Consider the following 16,654-nt stretch of genomic DNA (forward strand, 5'->3'; position numbering starts at 1 on the left):
ATAAACTTGGCGACAATAAGCACGGATTTATAAGCTCGGATCACCGATGAAATATAGCGATAAACAAGAACAATTAATTAAAGCCTTCAAGTCACTGTTGAAAGAAGAACGGTTTGGCTCACAAGCTGAAATTGTTACCGCCTTGCAAGAGCAGGGCTTCGAAAACATTAACCAATCCAAAGTATCCCGCATGCTGAGTAAATTTGGCGCGGTGCGTACCCGCAATGCGAAAATGGAAATGGTTTATTGCCTACCAGCAGAACTGGGGGTGCCCACCGTTTCCAGCCAATTAAAAATATTGGTATTAGAAATGGACTATAACGATGCATTGATCGTTATTCATACCAGTCCAGGGGCGGCGCAATTAATCGCCAGGCTACTTGACTCACTGGGTAAAGCCGAAGGCATTTTAGGTACCATCGCCGGCGATGACACCATCTTTATCACGCCAACCCGTGATGTTGCTATTGCCGACGTTTACCAGTCAGTAAAAGAACTATTTGAAGCTGGATAACTCACCTCAACGCTGTTCTAAGGCTCTTATTCAAGGCAAGTTGCGCAGTAATAGTGGGCTATTGTACGCAAACTTAACGCCGAGGATGGCTTTAAGGGCGGTACTAACCTAATCCAAGTTATGATTAACTCCCTATCTTCGCTAAAGCTAGGCTTTAGCGAAGATATATGCCGCCTCTGTCGCTACCGACAACCACACCTTGGTTCCGGTACTCGCCTGCCAATGATCACGCATACGCGCATGTATTACTCGCTCAGGCATACTAGGTAACTGTAATCTAAAGTGCGTTTCATCACCCATGGCATGAACCGAAATCACCCTCGCTTCAACGTACTGACTGTTTTCTAGTTGGTGCACCACGATATCTTTTGCCCGTACAATTACGTCTACAGCCTGAGCTTCGGCTATCTGCTCGGTCAAAAAACACCCCAAAGGCGTATCAACTCTGCCTTGCTTCACATAACTTTCAAAACGGTTGCTCGGCCCAAACAAAGCAGCCACAAAAGCATTTGTTGGTCGTTGGTAAATCTCTTGAGGGCTATCATTTTGCACAATTCTCCCCTGCTCCATCACCACAATTCTATCAGCAATAAACATCGCCTCTAAGGGATCGTGGGTAACCATCACCGCAGGAGTATTGCTTTTTTTCAAGACATCGAGGGTTTCTTCACGTACTTGTTGACGTAAGTGTTCATCTAAGGCAGAAAAGGGCTCGTCGAGTAACAAAGTGCTCGGTTCTGGCGCTAGCGCGCGAATTAAGGCCACCCGTTGCTGCTGGCCACCAGACAAGGTGTGAGGGAAACGTTCCAACAAACCCTGCATGCCCATGGAGGTCAAACTGTCTTCAATCCACTGCTTTCGCTGTGGAATATTTTGCTGTTTACGTAAGCCGTACTCTATATTCTTACGCACGCTCATGTGTGGAAACAAGGCATAGTCTTGAAACATCATGCCAATACTGCGCTGCTCTGGTGCCATATGGATCGCTTGCTCTGGCGCGGCAACTAGCTGTTGCTGCAAATATAACTCACCACTTTGTAGGCGCTCTAAACCCGCAATTAAACGTAACAGCGTGGTTTTACCGCAACCAGAAGGCCCCAATAAGGCTACGATTTGATTGCTTTCCACCTCAAAATTAATATCCCTTAAGGCCTGTTGCTTTCCGTAAAAGTGATTAACTTGTCGTAAAACAATACTCATTATGTTGTTACATCCTTAAGTGCGGCTCTGCGAAGAACTAATATTTCGGCTCATAATAATGACCGGAATAATCCCCGCTAACAATATGGTTAGTGCCGCTAGCGAACTCTGTTCCAATTGCTCCAATGAAGCCAATTCCCAGACTTGAGTAGACAGCGTATTAAAATTAAATGGGCGCAATATTAAAGTAATCGGCAACTCTTTCATGGTATCGACGAAGACCAGCAATATTGCCGTCAATAAACTAGGCCGAATTAACGGCAGATGGATCCGCCAAAGTGTTTTACCTGAACGGCTACCTAGTATTCTTGATGCATCGTCCATCTCTGGGGTAATTTTGCTAAGGCTGGCGTCGAGAGTACGGTAGCTTAAGGCAATAAAACGCAAGGAATAAGCCAGCACTAAGGCGCCTCCGGTACCGGTTAATAGCAAGCCGGTAGGGTAAGCAAACCAAGCCTGCATGAGTTGGTCAACCCAGTTATCAAATAAGCCTAAGGGATACAAAATACCCACGGCTAATACCGCCCCCGGTAAGGCATAACCTAAGGTAGCCGCTTCCGCAATGCTACGCATTTGACTACTTTTAGACAAACGTACGCCGTACGCCAAGAGCAGCCCTAAAGCACAGGTTAACAGCGCCGCCATCACCGCTAAAGAAAAACTATTCCAAGCACTAGCTAGGTATTGTTCTAGGCCCGCATCGAGACTGCGAAAGGCATAATGGCTTAATACCCCGACAGGCAATAAAAACCCAAGACAAATCGGCAATAGGCACAATAAACAAGCAACATAAGCTTTCACGCCAGTGAGCGGTTCGGCAAACATGGCAGGGGATTGGCCAGTTAACTTGTAAAATTTACCAGCGTGGCGACTATAACGCTCTAAGCCTAACAACAAAATGGAAAAGCTGACTAGCATCAATGCTATCTGCGCTGCCGCCGATAAGCTGCTCATGTTTAGCCATACATCAAAGATCCCTGCGGTTAAAGTGGGTACCGCAAAAAACTCCACCGTGCCATATTCGTTAATGGTCTCCATTAACGCCAAGGTGACCCCTACCACTATCGCAGGCCTCGCCAATGGCAAGGCTACTTTAAAAAAACTTTGAGTTTGGCTTTTTCCCAAACAGCGGCTCATTTCAAACAGCTGAGCGGCTTGCTCAACAAAGGCAGCTCTAGCCAGCAAATAAACATAGGGATAGAGCACTAAACTAAGAACAGCGATGGCCCCCTGAATGGAGCGAATTTCGGGAAACCAGTAATCTCTTGCCGTTTGCCAGCCAAAGATAGCCCGCAAGCTTTTTTGCACAAAACCGGCATATTCCAGTTGGTCGGTAATCACAAAAGCTAGAATATAACTGGGTACCGCCAAGGGCAGCAGTAAGGCCCACACTAACAAGGACTTTAGCGGGAAGTTAAAGCGTGTCACCAGCCAAGCAGCGCCGGTACCTATCAAGGTAGTGAATAACGCAACGCCAATACAAAGCGCTAAGGTATTCTTTACATATACCCAGAATACGGTGCTGAGAAGATGTTGCCAAATCTCCGCATTATTCGACCAAGAAAGCTTGAACACCGTAAACACCGGGATAAACGCGAATATTGCAATGGCTAAGGCAAGCCATACCCAGATATCTAATCCTCGCGGCACAAGAGAAAAACGATTGGCAGTTTGTTTGGCAGTGATGCTCATAGTTTCCAAATAAAGGGTCTTTACTAACGAAAAGAGCTGACCCCTAGGCCAGCCCTTGTAGTTCAGCTTGCAGTGAAAATTGAGTTTAACAACCTTTATAAATCAAAGCCAACTCGGTCGACTAAGCGTGCTGCGGCGGCACGTTGCTCAGCCACTTCTTGCAAGGAAATACGGTCAGCTTTAAAACTTCCTAAACTTTCGATGAATTCGTCAGTTTCGATGCCTTCTCGAACCGGTTCTTCAAAGTTCGCGGTAGCATACAAGCCTTGGGCAGTTTCACCGACTAAAAATTCTAATAGTTTGATGGCGTTATCTTTATTCTTGGCAGTATTTAATAAACCCGCACCAGAAATGTTGATGTGCTGACCGCGGCCACCCACTTGCTGGTCTAAATAGACCACGCGGATCTGTTCCGCCCACTGCTGCTGCTCTGGGCTCTTAGTATTGTAAAACATCTTGCCCATGTAGTAACGGTTGGCAATGGCAATATCACACTGCCCTTCAAAAATAGCTTTAGCTTGAGCGCGGTCATTACCTTGAGGTTTACGCGCTAGGTTAGCCTTAACCCCACGTAGCCAAGTCTCTGCCACAGCTTCACCGTCTTCAGCGATTACCGAGGCGATCAGACCAATGTTATACACATGTTTACCTGAACGAGTACAAATGCGCCCTTTCCATTTAGGGTCGGCCAAATCGTTTAGCGACTTAAGTTCGCCTTCTTTAACTCGATCTTTATCTGCATAAATAACCCGTGCGCGAGTGGTTAAAGCAAACCAAAGGTTATCCGGATGACGCAGGTGAGAAGGAACAACCTCATTCAGTACTGGTGAATTAACCGGTGCAAGTAAACCTGCAGCGCGCACTTCTTCCAAGCGACCAATGTCTACGGTTAACACCAAATCAGCTGGGTTATTGGCGCCAGCGGCTTTAATCTTTTCAGCTAAACCTTTTTCCGCATGAACCACATTCACCTTAATGCCCGTTTCAGCAGTAAATGCATCCGTTAAAGGCTGTAACAAGCTTTGTTGACGGTAGGAGTAAAGGTTAACCTCTTCACCCGCATAACTTGGCCCAGCAACTAACAAGCTAGCTAACAATGGTAAGGTAGAAAAAAAACCAAATTTTTTCACAGACAGATCCCCAAAAAAGTTAAACACTAATCGTTATCATTTGGCTTAAGGTTAACATGGCTAACTAAAATTGACTACCAGTAAAACATGAAAAAGGCCTGCAAAGCAGGCCTTTAAATCAAGGTTTTGTTAACTAAATATTAGCTAGAAGATTTTACTGTTACGAACTCAGGGTAGGCATCGATGCCACAATCTGAAAGGTCCATACCGTTCATTTCTTCTTCTTCTGAAACTCGGATACCCATTACGGCTTTCAAGATGCTCCACACGATGAAGCTTGAAACAAATACCCAACCAAAGATAGTTAGAGCACCAACAATTTGGCCACCGAAGCTAGCGTCACCGTTAGTAATTGGCACAATCAATAGACCGAACAAGCCAACCACACCGTGCACAGAGATAGCACCTACTGGATCGTCAATCTTAATTTTGTCGAAGAATACGATAGAAGCAACTACCAATACGCCAGCTACAGCACCAAATAAGGTGGCTTGAAGCGCAGTTGGAGTAGAAGGTTCAGCAGTAATGGCCACTAGACCGGCTAACGCGCCATTCAATAGCATGGTTAGGTCAGCTTTACCCCAAGTTAACTTACATACGATAAGTGCAGTAAGTGAACCGGCAGCCGCAGCAGCGTTAGTGTTTAGGAATACCATTGCAACAGAGTGAGCGTTAGCAGCATCGGCTAGTTTCAATACAGAGCCACCGTTGAAGCCGAACCAACCCATCCATAAGATGAAGGTACCTACGGTCGCTAGCGGCATGTTAGAACCAGGGATTGGGTTAATAGAACCGTTTTTACCGTATTTACCTTTACGAGCACCTAGTAGTAATACACCGGCTAGTGCAGCTGAAGCACCGGCTAAGTGAACAATACCTGAACCCGCGAAGTCAAAGAAGTTAAGTTCGTACAGACCAAACACAGATTGACCACCCCAAGTCCAGCTACCTTCTAGAGGGTAGATGAAACCAGTAAGCACTACGGCGAAAATCAAGAAGGCCCAAAGCTTCATACGCTCAGCTACGGCACCAGATACAATTGACATAGCGGTAGCAACGAATACTACTTGGAAGAAGAAGTCTGAAGCACCAGAGTAAACACTTCCGCCCTCAAAGCCTTCTTCGGCTTTAGACGCTAAGATGCCGCCTAGGTCAAAGGCTTCAATGCCAGATAAGAATGCTGTTCCGTCGTACATGATGGCGTAACCGCAAATCAAGTACATCACACAAGCAATAGAATAAAGAGCGATGTTTTTAGTTAAAATTTCTGTGGTGTTTTTAGCGCGAACTAAACCAGCTTCCAACATTGAGAAACCAGCAGCCATCCACATAACTAAGGCGCCACACACCAAAAAGTAAAAGGTGTCGATGGCGTATTGCAGTTGATAAATTTCGTTTTCCATAATTACTTCCCCGTAATCCCTATTATTAGCTAGCTAAGCTCAAGCTTAGATAGCCTCTCCATCCATTTCGCCAGTACGAATACGAACAACATTGCTTAAGTCATAAACAAAAATTTTGCCGTCACCAATTTTGCCGGTGTAAGCTGCACTTGAAATCGCTTCAATAATGCGGTCTACATTTTCTGAGCTAGTGGCAATTTCTAGCTTCACTTTTGGCAAAAAATCGACTTGGTATTCAGCACCACGATAAAGTTCTGTGTGACCTTTTTGACGGCCAAACCCCTTTACCTCTGACACAGTCAAACCATCTACGCCTACTTCAGCAATGGCTTCACGCACGTCATCCAATTTGAATGGCTTAATTATCGCGCTAATTAGTTTCATTTGAGCTCCTCCAAAGAGTCATCGTTAACTTTTCCCTCTTAAGCAAATACAAAGCTTATGCCAAAAGGAATAAAAACTTTTATTTCAATAACTTAACTCAGCGATAAAAAATTAAAGCATCAAGGTAAGCACCAACTTGGTGCGCTTTTTTTGTGAACTGCGCCATATAGGTTCAAACAACTAACAAGCATAAAAAAGCAGCACTAATAGTGTGCAAAGTCAGTTATAAAGGGAGTGAGCGTTTGAAGAAAAGGAAGGGCTAAAAATTTAACTAAATGATAACAAGAGGTTTTTTTAAATGAATCTACATTAAAGGCCAAACGCGAGCCAAGCTAAGTTTGCACCAGCTTAATAAGAAGCAATTGCATTTAACAGCTCAATGAAATCATCAAAGCCACAGCTGCTCTCGCTGGCATCCAAGCTCATTGGCTGGTCGATGAGAAAGCTAGGCTGCTCTAGGGAGTCTTCCGATACAGAAATCAGGATTTCATCTCGATTAGCGATGAAACGAAACTCATCGCTATCCAATCGTAATTCAGCGAGCTCATGTAATGCCATTAACCGGGCCACGAGCTGCTGTGGAAATTGACGATTTTTATTGATTTCTCGTTCTAACCACATCGCTAAACAACGATGTTCATCACCACAATCAATCAGTAAGTCACCGTCTAAAGAACGGCGTATCATCAATTCCATAATTACACTTTAGTTACTCGCACAGGCTGCTGCTAAGTTTACGCTAACCTTAGTCTCAAGCCTAGTGGGAACCAAATCATAAGCCGCATTCGGTTTAAGCTTAAAGCGAGCCGCTACCGCAGCCTTGAGTTTAGTATCTAAAGTTTCAAGGTTAAGTGGTTTTATCACCAAGCCCTGCACATCTAACAATACGTTAAAACCAAGCAAGGGTTTACTGGCTTCAGAGCTTAGCGACACTATCGCAACGTCTGAACTGGCCAATGTATTACCGGTACGAATTTCTTTAATCAACTCAAGACCTTGGTAATCTTCTAGCTCGGCATCAACAACCACAGCCTGAAACTCGTGACTCATGAGTCGCTGATGTAGCTCGTCTACATCAGAAAATACCTCAAGGTATTTCAGTTCACCTTCAGCTTTAGCAGATTGGATCTGCTCACAAGTATCTGGGTCACTAAATAAAACAGCCTTGGGGTGCTCGAGCTTAGCTTCAGGCTTGAGCAGGTTTAACTCGGTCACCGATTCACATCTCGCGATATAACCCTTTTTAGGAATAGTAGCAATAGTGAGCTCAGTATTGTTAACGGTGGTGAGAACTTTGCGCAACTGGGAGATGTGCTGATTGATGGTATGATCGGAGACACTGCGTCCCCAAACAGCCTCAGACAAGTCGTCTCTTCCTACAACTTGATTAACATGTTTGCACAAATACCCCAGCAAATGGGTTCTTAACGGACCTAAATAGGCAGTTCTATCCTTAAACGTAATACTATTTTGGCTCATATCAACGGCCAAGGGGCCAACTACAACAACATCATTAAAGGACATATCGTCTTCCAACAGCAAGCGAATAAACTAGTAATTCTAGCGCTCCCCTTTATACAGTAAAAACTGAAATCTTCCAAGTTGGACAGTATATAATAGGGAGTTTTATGTTTATTTTGTAATATTGAGCGAAAAAATTGATATTTTTTAGTCTTAAATATAATAACAGCTCAGCTTGGGGTTTGGCTAGCAGATATAAAAAAACGCGGCATAGGCCGCGTTTTGTTTTTCAAACTAGCAATTAAACTGCTTTTTGAATGATTACATCATCAGCTTTATCAGTGTAATCACTAATTTGATCGAAGTTCAGATAACGATAAGTATCGGCTGCAGTCGCATTGATCTGCGCTGCATATTCTAAGTACTCTTCCGGCGTAGGAAGCTTACCTAAAATCGCCGCTACCGCAGCTAACTCTGCTGAAGCTAAGAACACATTGGCTCCAGTACCTAAACGGTTAGGGAAGTTACGTGTTGAGGTAGATACAACGGTAGAATTATCGGCGACTCGCGCTTGGTTACCCATACACAAAGAACAACCAGGGATCTCGGTACGAGCGCCCACACGACCATAAATGCCGTAATAGCCCTCTTTAGTTAACTGTTTCTGATCCATACGTGTTGGAGGGGCTACCCACATCCGCGTTGGCAAGGCGCCTTTATGTTGATCAAGCAACTTACCGGCCGCGCGGAAGTGACCAATATTGGTCATACAGGATCCCAAGAACACTTCATCGATTGGCTGACCAGCCACTTCTGACAGCAAACGAGCATCGTCTGGGTCATTCGGTGCACACAGCACCGGTTCGCGGATCTCCGCCAAGTCGATTTCAATCACTTCAGCGTATTCTGCGTCGGCATCGGCTTCCATCAACTCTGGATTAGCAATCCACTCTTCCATTGCAGTGATTCGACGCTCAATAGTACGTCTGTCACCATAGCCTTCAGCAATCATCCACTTCAACATCACAATGTTTGAATTGAGGTATTCAATGATCGGCTCTTTACCTAATTTAATAGTACAACCAGCAGCGCTGCGCTCAGCTGAGGCATCCGACAACTCAAAAGCCTGCTCCACTTTTAGAGATTCAAGACCTTCAATTTCTAAGATTCGACCAGAGAAAATGTTTTTCTTACCTTTCTTCTCTACGGTTAATAAACCGCGTTGAATAGCCGCATAAGGAATGGCATGTACTAAGTCACGCAGGGTCACACCGGGTTGCATTTCCCCTTTAAAGCGAACCAAAACTGACTCAGGCATATCCAAAGGCATAACACCAGTGGCAGCAGCAAAAGCCACTAAGCCAGAACCCGCAGGGAAAGAAATACCAATTGGGAAACGGGTATGTGAGTCACCACCGGTTCCTACGGTATCGGGCAACAACATACGGTTTAACCAAGAGTGAATAATGCCGTCACCAGGGCGCAGCGACACACCACCACGGTTCATGATGAAGTCAGGCAGTGTATGGTGAGTATTAACATCTACCGGCTTAGGATAAGCGGCGGTATGACAGAAAGACTGCATGGTTAAGTCGGCTGAGAAGCCCAAACAAGCTAAGTCTTTTAACTCATCGCGCGTCATTGGGCCGGTGGTATCTTGTGAACCCACGGTGGTCATTTTCGGCTCACAATATTGGCCAGCGCGAATACCCGCTACGCCACATGCTTTACCTACCATTTTCTGCGCTAGGGTGAAGCCTTTAGTTGAAGCTGCCACATCTTGTGGGCGCTTAAATACCGTTGAAGGCTCTAAGCCTAAAGAAGCGCGAGCTCGGTCAGTCAAGCCACGGCCAATAATTAATGGAATACGACCACCCGCACGAACTTCATCAAGTAAGACTTCTGTTTTCAACTTAAACGTAGAGATAACTTCGTCAGTACCGGCCTTTTTCACTTCACCAGCAAATGGGTAGATATCAATAACATCTCCCATAGCAAGCGCTTCTACGTCTAGCTCAATTGGCAAAGCTCCGGCATCTTCCATGGTATTGAAGAAGATTGGAGCAATTTTACCGCCCAAGCAGAAACCACCAGCGCGTTTGTTAGGTACGTAAGGAATATCATCGCCCATAAGCCAAAGAACAGAGTTGGTCGCCGATTTACGTGAAGAACCGGTTCCCACTACATCACCCACATACACCAATGGGTGACCTTTTTCTTTTAGCGCTTCAATTTGTTGCATCGGACCAACCACACCGGGCTGATCAGGTTCGATACCTTCGCGCGCGTTTTTCAGCATGGCTAACGCGTGTAAAGGAATGTCTGGACGAGACCAAGCATCTGGCGCTGGCGATAAATCGTCGGTATTGGTTTCGCCAGTCACTTTAAATACCGTGAGTGTCGACTTCTCTGCCACTTCAGGACGGCTTAAAAACCACTCTGCATCGGCCCAGCTTTGCATGATTTGTTGTGCAAACTGATTACCCGCTTTGGCTTTCTCTTCTACATCGTGAAAAGCATCAAACATTAGCAGGGTATGCGATAAGGCTTTAGCAGCAATTGGAGCCAGCTGCTCATTCTCTAGCAAGGAAATTAGCGGCTCAATGTTATAACCACCCTGCATGGTACCAAGTAACTCTGTGGCATAAGCAGGAGACACTAAGGGAGAATTCACTTCACCTGCAGCTACTGCGGCCAAAAAACCAGCCTTTACATAGGCCGCTTCATCAACACCGGGGGGAATTCGATTCGCGAGTAAGTCGAGTAGAAAGTCTTCTTCACCGGCTGGGGGCGCTTTAAGTAACTCAACTAATCCTGCAGTTTGTTCAGCATCAAGGGGTTTAGGTACAATACCTTCAACAGCACGCTCTTCGACGTGTTTGCGGTAGCTCTCTAGCACGGCTCGCTCCTTATTGTAATAATGCCCGTAGGGGGATATCCATATGTTGGGCCTGCACTATAACTGGCCTCATGGGGTGGTGATTATAGCTGTTTTAACTATAAATTAAAATATAGATGTTTTAGCAAAAACTCAAAAACAAACACAAAAACATTATATAACAACAAGTTAAACACTTAGTTATACTTTAGCCACAGAGCCTTAAGTTACATTTAATTCACATTTCAGCAATATTTAGAAGTCGTTACCAATAAACAGATATAAAGTTTGTTCTTCTTGATTGTGGCCATAAGCTAATACAATCGGCCCTAAAAGGCTGCTATCTAAGGCAGTAAACAGGCTAGCAGCCCATATTGATGAACTAAGTGAAATATCAGAAGCACTATTCCAAACCCCGCCGTTTTCAATTGAGCCACCGATAAACACCGGGGCTTGAAATAGCGGGCTGTTATAGTGATGTAGTTGATAAAAGTACATTAATCCACTTAAGGCTTTATAGCGCCCCGATAGCTGCTCATAACTAAAGCCAGACAGGCGCAAGAATCCGCCTAAATCTTGCGCGTCAGTGGGAACAATAAAATCACTTCCCGTACTGCCATATTCACCAAACCAATTTAAATGGTGTTTGTCCCAAGAAAAGGGATATTTCCAGCGGCCTTCAAAAGTCGGTGAATAAGCGCTCGACTCATCGCTAACATTCTCGTGATAGAGGCTTAAGGTCAACTCCAGTAGCTTTCCTTCAGTAGGAAAAGCCCAACTATTTAGCGTGTCATAATCAAAAGTTAAATAAGGTCCATAAAGCCAATAATTAGCCTCACCATCTAAGCCAGATACATCCAAAGCACCGTGTTTAGCCGCTAGCCCTAGCCCCCACTCCTGCCAAGGACGATAATTCCAAGCAAGATGAGTACGCAGGCCTATATCTTCAAAATCAACCGCGAGGTACTCAACTCCGTCTCCAACATCATAAACTCGCCGCTGGCGTTTATCGTACTCAGCAGCGACAGACCAAGCGTAGCGAAGGTGGTCGGTAAACGGCGTATAAAACTCGGTATATAAACGCTTCACCGTGCCCACTTCCACCTCATTACGCCATTCAGCACCATAGCTGTTGAGGTTAGATAAGGTAAAACCTAAACCAAAGTTCACTTCAGTTTGATCTTGGAAGTTTTCCTGAAGGCCAAACTTCATATCAAAATAACCCGGCCCCCAGCTTTTTTCATAAATATCAAGATGAATAACATTTTCGCCTTGTTCAGTGGCAATACGGTAATCCACTCGCTCAAATGTGCCTAAGGCATAAAGCTGGCGGATCCGCTGTTCTAGCTCTTCCTTAGATAACAATTCACCTTGGTTCAATTGCAAGCGAGACAACACCACCTCATCGCCTAGCCTTGAGTTATTGTTAAGTTCAATTTGCCCCACCACGAATTGCTCATGCAAGGCCAAGTCGGCACGTCGCTGATTAACTTGCTGGCGGTAAGCTAAATACTGCTGAGGGTCATCGCCCAAGGCTAAACGCTGAGCCAGTGCGGCAAGCGGCGCACGCCCCGCCTCTAATCCTCGAGTTACCGCAAGAGGCATCTGCGCAAAGTCGCTAGTTTCAATGCCATCCATATTGGGGCTAATTAATAAATCGTCCTCATCGAGTAAGGCGATTTGCCGCTCTGTTCCTGAGCGGGTTAAAAAAATCGATAACTGGTCAAGCGTATCAACGGCACTATTTAATTGCTCCTGAGGTTTAAGTCGCGCGCCAATATCCACCGCAATAATCAGCTCAGCCCCCATCTCTTTAAGCACATCAACAGGCAAGTTATTCACCACCCCACCATCGGCCAGTTGGCGGCCGTCAATTTGCACTGGGCGTAAGGCTCCCGGAACCGACATGCTGGCCTGCATGGCGGTAGCCAAATCACCATGGTCAAGAATGACCGGCTTCATCAAGGCCATGTCGGTGGCTACCGCTCTATATGGAATGGCTAACTGATCAAAGCTGCTTAGCGCTTCTAGGTTACTGGTGGCATAACGTAATATTTTAGCCATGGTTTGGCCTTGTACCGCCCCTTTAGGCAGTACCAAGTTTTGGCCATTCCAGCCCATCGGTAAATCAATTTGATATTGATCGCGTAACTTCTTGCGGCGTAATGACATTTCTCCGCGAGTCACGTCATCTTCATATCCGCCTTCCCAAAAAATGGAAAAAGTAACGTCTTCGATCTCTTGTGCGTCATAGCCCATTGCCAACATGGCGCCAAAATAAGCGCCCATGCTAGTACCTGCGACGTAATCAACTGGGATTTGATATTCTTCGAGTAATTGGATAATCGCCAGATGAGCGGCGCCTTTCGCGCCTCCGCCACTAAGCGCTAAGCCAATTTTGGGTCGAGCAAAAGAGTTGAAGGTAAACAGACAGCAAGCCACTAGCAGCAAGCCTTTGGCCAATAAACGAGACAAGTTTCATTCCTTTGAAAGCAATACTATAAAGGCAGCCGAGGCTGCCTTTATCACTTTAGTTTTTTAGACGCTTAGAGTCTATTTTTTCTTTTTCTTGGCCTTTGCATTAGGCAAGTCGGTAATGCTACCTTCAAAAATTTCTGAAGCTAAACCTACTGATTCATGCAAGGTTGGGTGAGCGTGAATAGTTAGCGCGATGTCTTCAGCATCACAGCCCATTTCAATGGCCAAACCAATCTCACCTAATAGCTCACCGCCATTAGTGCCCACAACCGCACCACCAATAACACGACCAGATTCTTTATCAAAAATCATCTTAGTCATACCATCAGGACAGTCTGAGGCAATAGCGCGACCCGAAGCAGCCCACGGGAATACCGATGCTTCGTAGTTAATACCTTGAGCCTTGGCTTCTTTCTCGGTTAAGCCCACCCATGCCATCTCTGGCTCGGTATAAGCAATAGAAGGAATCACTTTAGGATCGAAGAAATGTTTCTTACCGGCAATCACTTCTGCAGCAACGTGGCCTTCATGCACGCCTTTGTGCGCCAACATGGGCTGACCCACGATGTCACCAATCGCATGAATGTGTGGCACATTGGTACGAAGCTGTTTATCAACTTCAATGAAACCACGTTCGGTCACTTCAATACCGGCTTTTTCTGCGTCTAAGCCTAAACCATTAGGTACACGACCCACCGCCACCAATACCGCGTCGTAACGTACTGGCTCATGCGGCGCTTGCTTACCTTCGTAAGTCACATATAAGCCATCAGTTTTTGACTCAACCGCTACCACTTTGGTTTCTAGCATAATGTTGAACTTGTCTTTCACCTTCTTGGTGTAAGCGCGTACTACATCTTTATCTGCCGCTGGTACTAGTTGGTCAGCAAACTCAACCACATCAATTTGGCTACCTAGGGCACCATAAACAGTACCCATTTCCAAACCAATAATACCCCCCCCACAACCAGTAATTTACCGGGAACTTCTTTTAGCTCAAGGGCGTCAGTTGAATCCCAAACACGCGGGTCATTATGCGGAATGAAAGGTAATTTAACCGGGCGAGAGCCCGCTGCGATAATGGCGTTGTCGAAATTGATGGTAGTCACACCGTCTTCGCCTTCTACTTGCAAAGAGTTCGCACCGGTGAATTTACCAAGGCCTTGAACAACCTTAACCTTACGCATTTTAGCCATACCGTCGAGGCCACCGGTCAATTGACCAATCACTTTCTCTTTCCAGGTACGGATCTTATTAATGTCAGTTTGTGGTTCACCAAAAACAATGCCGTGCTCTGCTAGTGATTTAGCTTCTTCAATCACTTTGGCTACGTGCAATAACGCTTTTGATGGAATACAACCCACGTTCAAACAAACGCCGCCAAGGGTTGCGTAACGTTCGACAATCACTGTTTCCAAACCTAAATCGGCAGCACGAAAAGCAGCTGAATAGCCTGCAGGGCCTGCGCCCAGTACTACCACCTGGGTCTTGATTTCCTTACTCATTGATGACCTCTTGGTTTTGTTATCTTATTGAGCTGCCGTAGGGTATCGGTATCAAACATGCAGCTCAATTGAGTTTACGGTTAATCGTGATAAAAAAGAAGAGCCGGATGCCAAACATCCAGCCCTTATGACTAAAGTACTAAGCGGCGAATGTCGCCCAACAAGCCACTTAAGGTGGAGATGAAACGAGCACCATCGGCGCCGTCAATCACCCGGTGGTCGTAAGACAGAGCCAAAGGTAACATCAACTTAGGCTCAAATTCTTTACCATTCCATTTAGGCTTAATTTCGCTACGCGACACACCCAAAATGGCCACCTCTGGGGCATTCACAATCGGCGTAAACTGGGTGCCGCCAATGCCGCCTAGGCTTGAAATAGTGAAACAACCACCCTGCATGTCTGAAGCAGTGAGTTTGCCTGCACGCGCTTTCTTAGAAATTTCTACCAGCTCTTCAGACAACTGATAAATACCTTTCTTATTTACGTCGCGAACCACCGGCACAACCAAACCGTTTGGTGTATCTACCGCCACACCAATATGGATGTACTTCTTCATGATCAGGCTATTGCCGTCATCTGACAGAGCAGAATTAAACTTCGGCATGCTTTCCAAAGTTTTCGCTGCAGCTTTTAGCATGAATACCAATGGAGTGATCTTAAAGCCAAGCTGCTGCTTTTCTGCAATCACATTTTGTTCTTTACGGAAAGCTTCCATTTCTGAAATATCCGCTTCGTCAAATTGAGTAACATGAGGGATTTTCACCCAGTTACGGTGCAGAGCCGGACCAGAGATTTTCTGAATACGTGATAGTGGAACTTCTTCCACTTCACCAAATTTAGAGTAATCAATGCTTGGCCACGGTGCGACCGCCATGCCTGAACCACCAGCAGCAGCGCCAGACTCCAACGCTTTAACCGCTTGTTTCACGTAGGCTTGTACGTCTTCTTTAACGATACGTCCCTTACGACCAGAGCCTTTAACTTTGGCAAGGTCAACACCAAACTCACGCGCTAAGCGGCGAATCACTGGAGAGGCATGCACATAAGCACTGTTCTCAACAAAACCGCTTGGTTTGTCTGTATTACTTGCTGGCGCAGCTTTAGCCGCTGGAGCTTCACTAGCAGCAGGCTTAGCCGGTTCCGCTTTGGCAGGTGCAGGCGCCGATGCCCCCGCTTCTGCTTCCACTTCAAATAGCATAATCAGTGAACCAGTTTTCACCTTATCACCCACCGCCACTTTAAGGGCTTTAACCACACCGGCAAACGGTGCGGGTACTTCCATGGCGGCTTTATCTCCTTCAACAGAGATCAAGGTTTGCTCAAGCTCTACCTTGTCACCTACCGCCACTGCCACTTCGGTCACTTCTACTTCATCGTCGCCAATGTCAGGAATATTCACTTCTTTTTCCTGAGAGGCAGCTGGCGCAGCTGAACTAGCAGCAGGCTCTGACGCTTCTTCCGGCGCACTGGCTTGAATTTCAAACTCCATAATAGGGGTACCGGTAGATACCTTATCACCAACCGCAATGGTGATATATTTTACCGTACCAGCGAAAGGTGCGGGAACTTCCATCGCCGCCTTATCACCCTCTACAGAGATTAAGGTTTGCTCGGCTTCAACCACATCGCCAACACTAACGGCCACTTCGGTTACTTCAACTTCATCATCACCGATGTCAGGCACTTTAACGGTTTCAACCGCACTTGCCGTTGCGGCTGGCGCAGCAGGCTCGCTCGATGCTGGCTCAGCGGCACTTGATTCCGCGCCCTGTTCTTCAAAAATCATAATTAAGCTGTTGGTAGCGACACTGTCGCCCACCGAAACTTTAATTTCTTTCACTACACCCGCTTGTGAAGCAGGTACTTCCATCGCCGCTTTATCTCCTTCAACAGAGATCAACGATTGCTCTAGCTCTACGCTATCACCCACTTCAACCAGGATTTCGGTCACTTCAACTTCATCTGCGCCGATATCAGGTACAAAAATTTCAATACTCATAGCCATTCG

General features: G+C 45.9%; 11 protein-coding genes and 1 pseudogene. 1 reads left to right on the forward strand and 11 read right to left on the reverse strand.

Annotated features, from left to right (window positions below; translation table 11 throughout):
* Positions 1-46 precede the first annotated feature (46 nt).
* Positions 47-514 (forward strand): transcriptional regulator ArgR, encoded by a 468-nt coding sequence (gene argR, locus AR383_RS08655; protein WP_055732769.1) that lies wholly within the window; start codon positions 47-49, stop codon positions 512-514.
* A 147-nt stretch (positions 515-661) separates the two neighbouring features.
* Here the strand turns inward: argR and AR383_RS08660 are convergent, their stop codons facing one another.
* From AR383_RS08660 to aceF, 11 genes and pseudogenes are all read right to left on the reverse strand, one after another.
* Positions 662-1,714 carry an ABC transporter ATP-binding protein gene (locus AR383_RS08660; RefSeq protein WP_055732770.1) on the reverse strand — a complete coding sequence of 351 codons (1,053 nt, stop codon included), beginning with the start codon at positions 1,712-1,714 and terminating at the stop codon, positions 662-664.
* Positions 1,715-1,729: 15 nt separating this feature from the next.
* Positions 1,730-3,406 (reverse strand): ABC transporter permease, encoded by a 1,677-nt coding sequence (locus tag AR383_RS08665; protein ID WP_055732771.1) that lies wholly within the window; start codon positions 3,404-3,406, stop codon positions 1,730-1,732.
* 95 nt (positions 3,407-3,501) lie between these two features.
* The gene (locus AR383_RS08670; RefSeq protein ID WP_055732772.1) at positions 3,502-4,536 is read right to left on the reverse strand and encodes an extracellular solute-binding protein; all 1,035 of its coding nucleotides are present in this window, start codon (positions 4,534-4,536) and stop codon (positions 3,502-3,504) included.
* 140 nt (positions 4,537-4,676) lie between these two features.
* Positions 4,677-5,939, reverse strand: a complete 1,263-nt coding sequence (locus AR383_RS08675; RefSeq protein WP_055732773.1) for an ammonium transporter — start codon at positions 5,937-5,939, stop codon at positions 4,677-4,679.
* A 45-nt stretch (positions 5,940-5,984) separates the two neighbouring features.
* Positions 5,985-6,323: a P-II family nitrogen regulator gene (locus AR383_RS08680; RefSeq protein ID WP_055732774.1), complete on the reverse strand. Its 339-nt coding sequence runs from the start codon at positions 6,321-6,323 to the stop codon at positions 5,985-5,987.
* Positions 6,324-6,671: 348 nt separating this feature from the next.
* Entirely contained in the window at positions 6,672-7,019 is a 348-nt protein-coding gene (locus tag AR383_RS08685) for a YacL family protein (RefSeq protein WP_055732775.1), read from the reverse strand.
* Between the two features lie 9 nt (positions 7,020-7,028).
* Positions 7,029-7,847: a winged helix-turn-helix domain-containing protein gene (locus AR383_RS08690; RefSeq protein ID WP_055732776.1), complete on the reverse strand. Its 819-nt coding sequence runs from the start codon at positions 7,845-7,847 to the stop codon at positions 7,029-7,031.
* A gap of 238 nt (positions 7,848-8,085) precedes the next feature.
* On the reverse strand, positions 8,086-10,683 hold the full coding sequence (gene acnB / locus AR383_RS08695) for a bifunctional aconitate hydratase 2/2-methylisocitrate dehydratase (protein WP_055732777.1): 2,598 nt from the start codon (positions 10,681-10,683) through the stop codon (positions 8,086-8,088).
* Between the two features lie 234 nt (positions 10,684-10,917).
* Entirely contained in the window at positions 10,918-13,137 is a 2,220-nt protein-coding gene (locus tag AR383_RS08700) for a patatin-like phospholipase family protein (protein ID WP_055732778.1), read from the reverse strand.
* A gap of 78 nt (positions 13,138-13,215) precedes the next feature.
* Positions 13,216-14,645, reverse strand: a pseudogene (gene lpdA, locus AR383_RS08705) (dihydrolipoyl dehydrogenase).
* A gap of 131 nt (positions 14,646-14,776) precedes the next feature.
* Positions 14,777-16,645 (reverse strand): pyruvate dehydrogenase complex dihydrolipoyllysine-residue acetyltransferase, encoded by a 1,869-nt coding sequence (aceF, locus tag AR383_RS08710; RefSeq protein ID WP_055732779.1) that lies wholly within the window; start codon positions 16,643-16,645, stop codon positions 14,777-14,779.
* Between the last annotated feature and the right edge of the window lie 9 nt (positions 16,646-16,654).

The organism is Agarivorans gilvus (assembly GCF_001420915.1).
Lineage (GTDB): Bacteria > Pseudomonadota > Gammaproteobacteria > Enterobacterales > Celerinatantimonadaceae > Agarivorans > Agarivorans gilvus.

Bases quoted from the DNA above. Each gene is read 5' to 3' on its own strand.
- argR (WP_055732769.1), top strand. From the start codon at position 47: ATGAAATATAGCGATAAACAAGAACAATTAATTAAAGCCTTCAAGTCA.
- AR383_RS08660 (WP_055732770.1), bottom strand. From the start codon at position 1,714: ATGAGTATTGTTTTACGACAAGTTAATCACTTTTACGGAAAGCAACAG.
- AR383_RS08665 (WP_055732771.1), bottom strand. From the start codon at position 3,406: ATGAGCATCACTGCCAAACAAACTGCCAATCGTTTTTCTCTTGTGCCG.
- AR383_RS08675 (WP_055732773.1), bottom strand. From the start codon at position 5,939: ATGGAAAACGAAATTTATCAACTGCAATACGCCATCGACACCTTTTAC.
- AR383_RS08680 (WP_055732774.1), bottom strand. From the start codon at position 6,323: ATGAAACTAATTAGCGCGATAATTAAGCCATTCAAATTGGATGACGTG.
- AR383_RS08685 (WP_055732775.1), bottom strand. From the start codon at position 7,019: ATGGAATTGATGATACGCCGTTCTTTAGACGGTGACTTACTGATTGAT.
- AR383_RS08690 (WP_055732776.1), bottom strand. From the start codon at position 7,847: ATGTCCTTTAATGATGTTGTTGTAGTTGGCCCCTTGGCCGTTGATATG.
- aceF (WP_055732779.1), bottom strand. From the start codon at position 16,645: ATGAGTATTGAAATTTTTGTACCTGATATCGGCGCAGATGAAGTTGAA.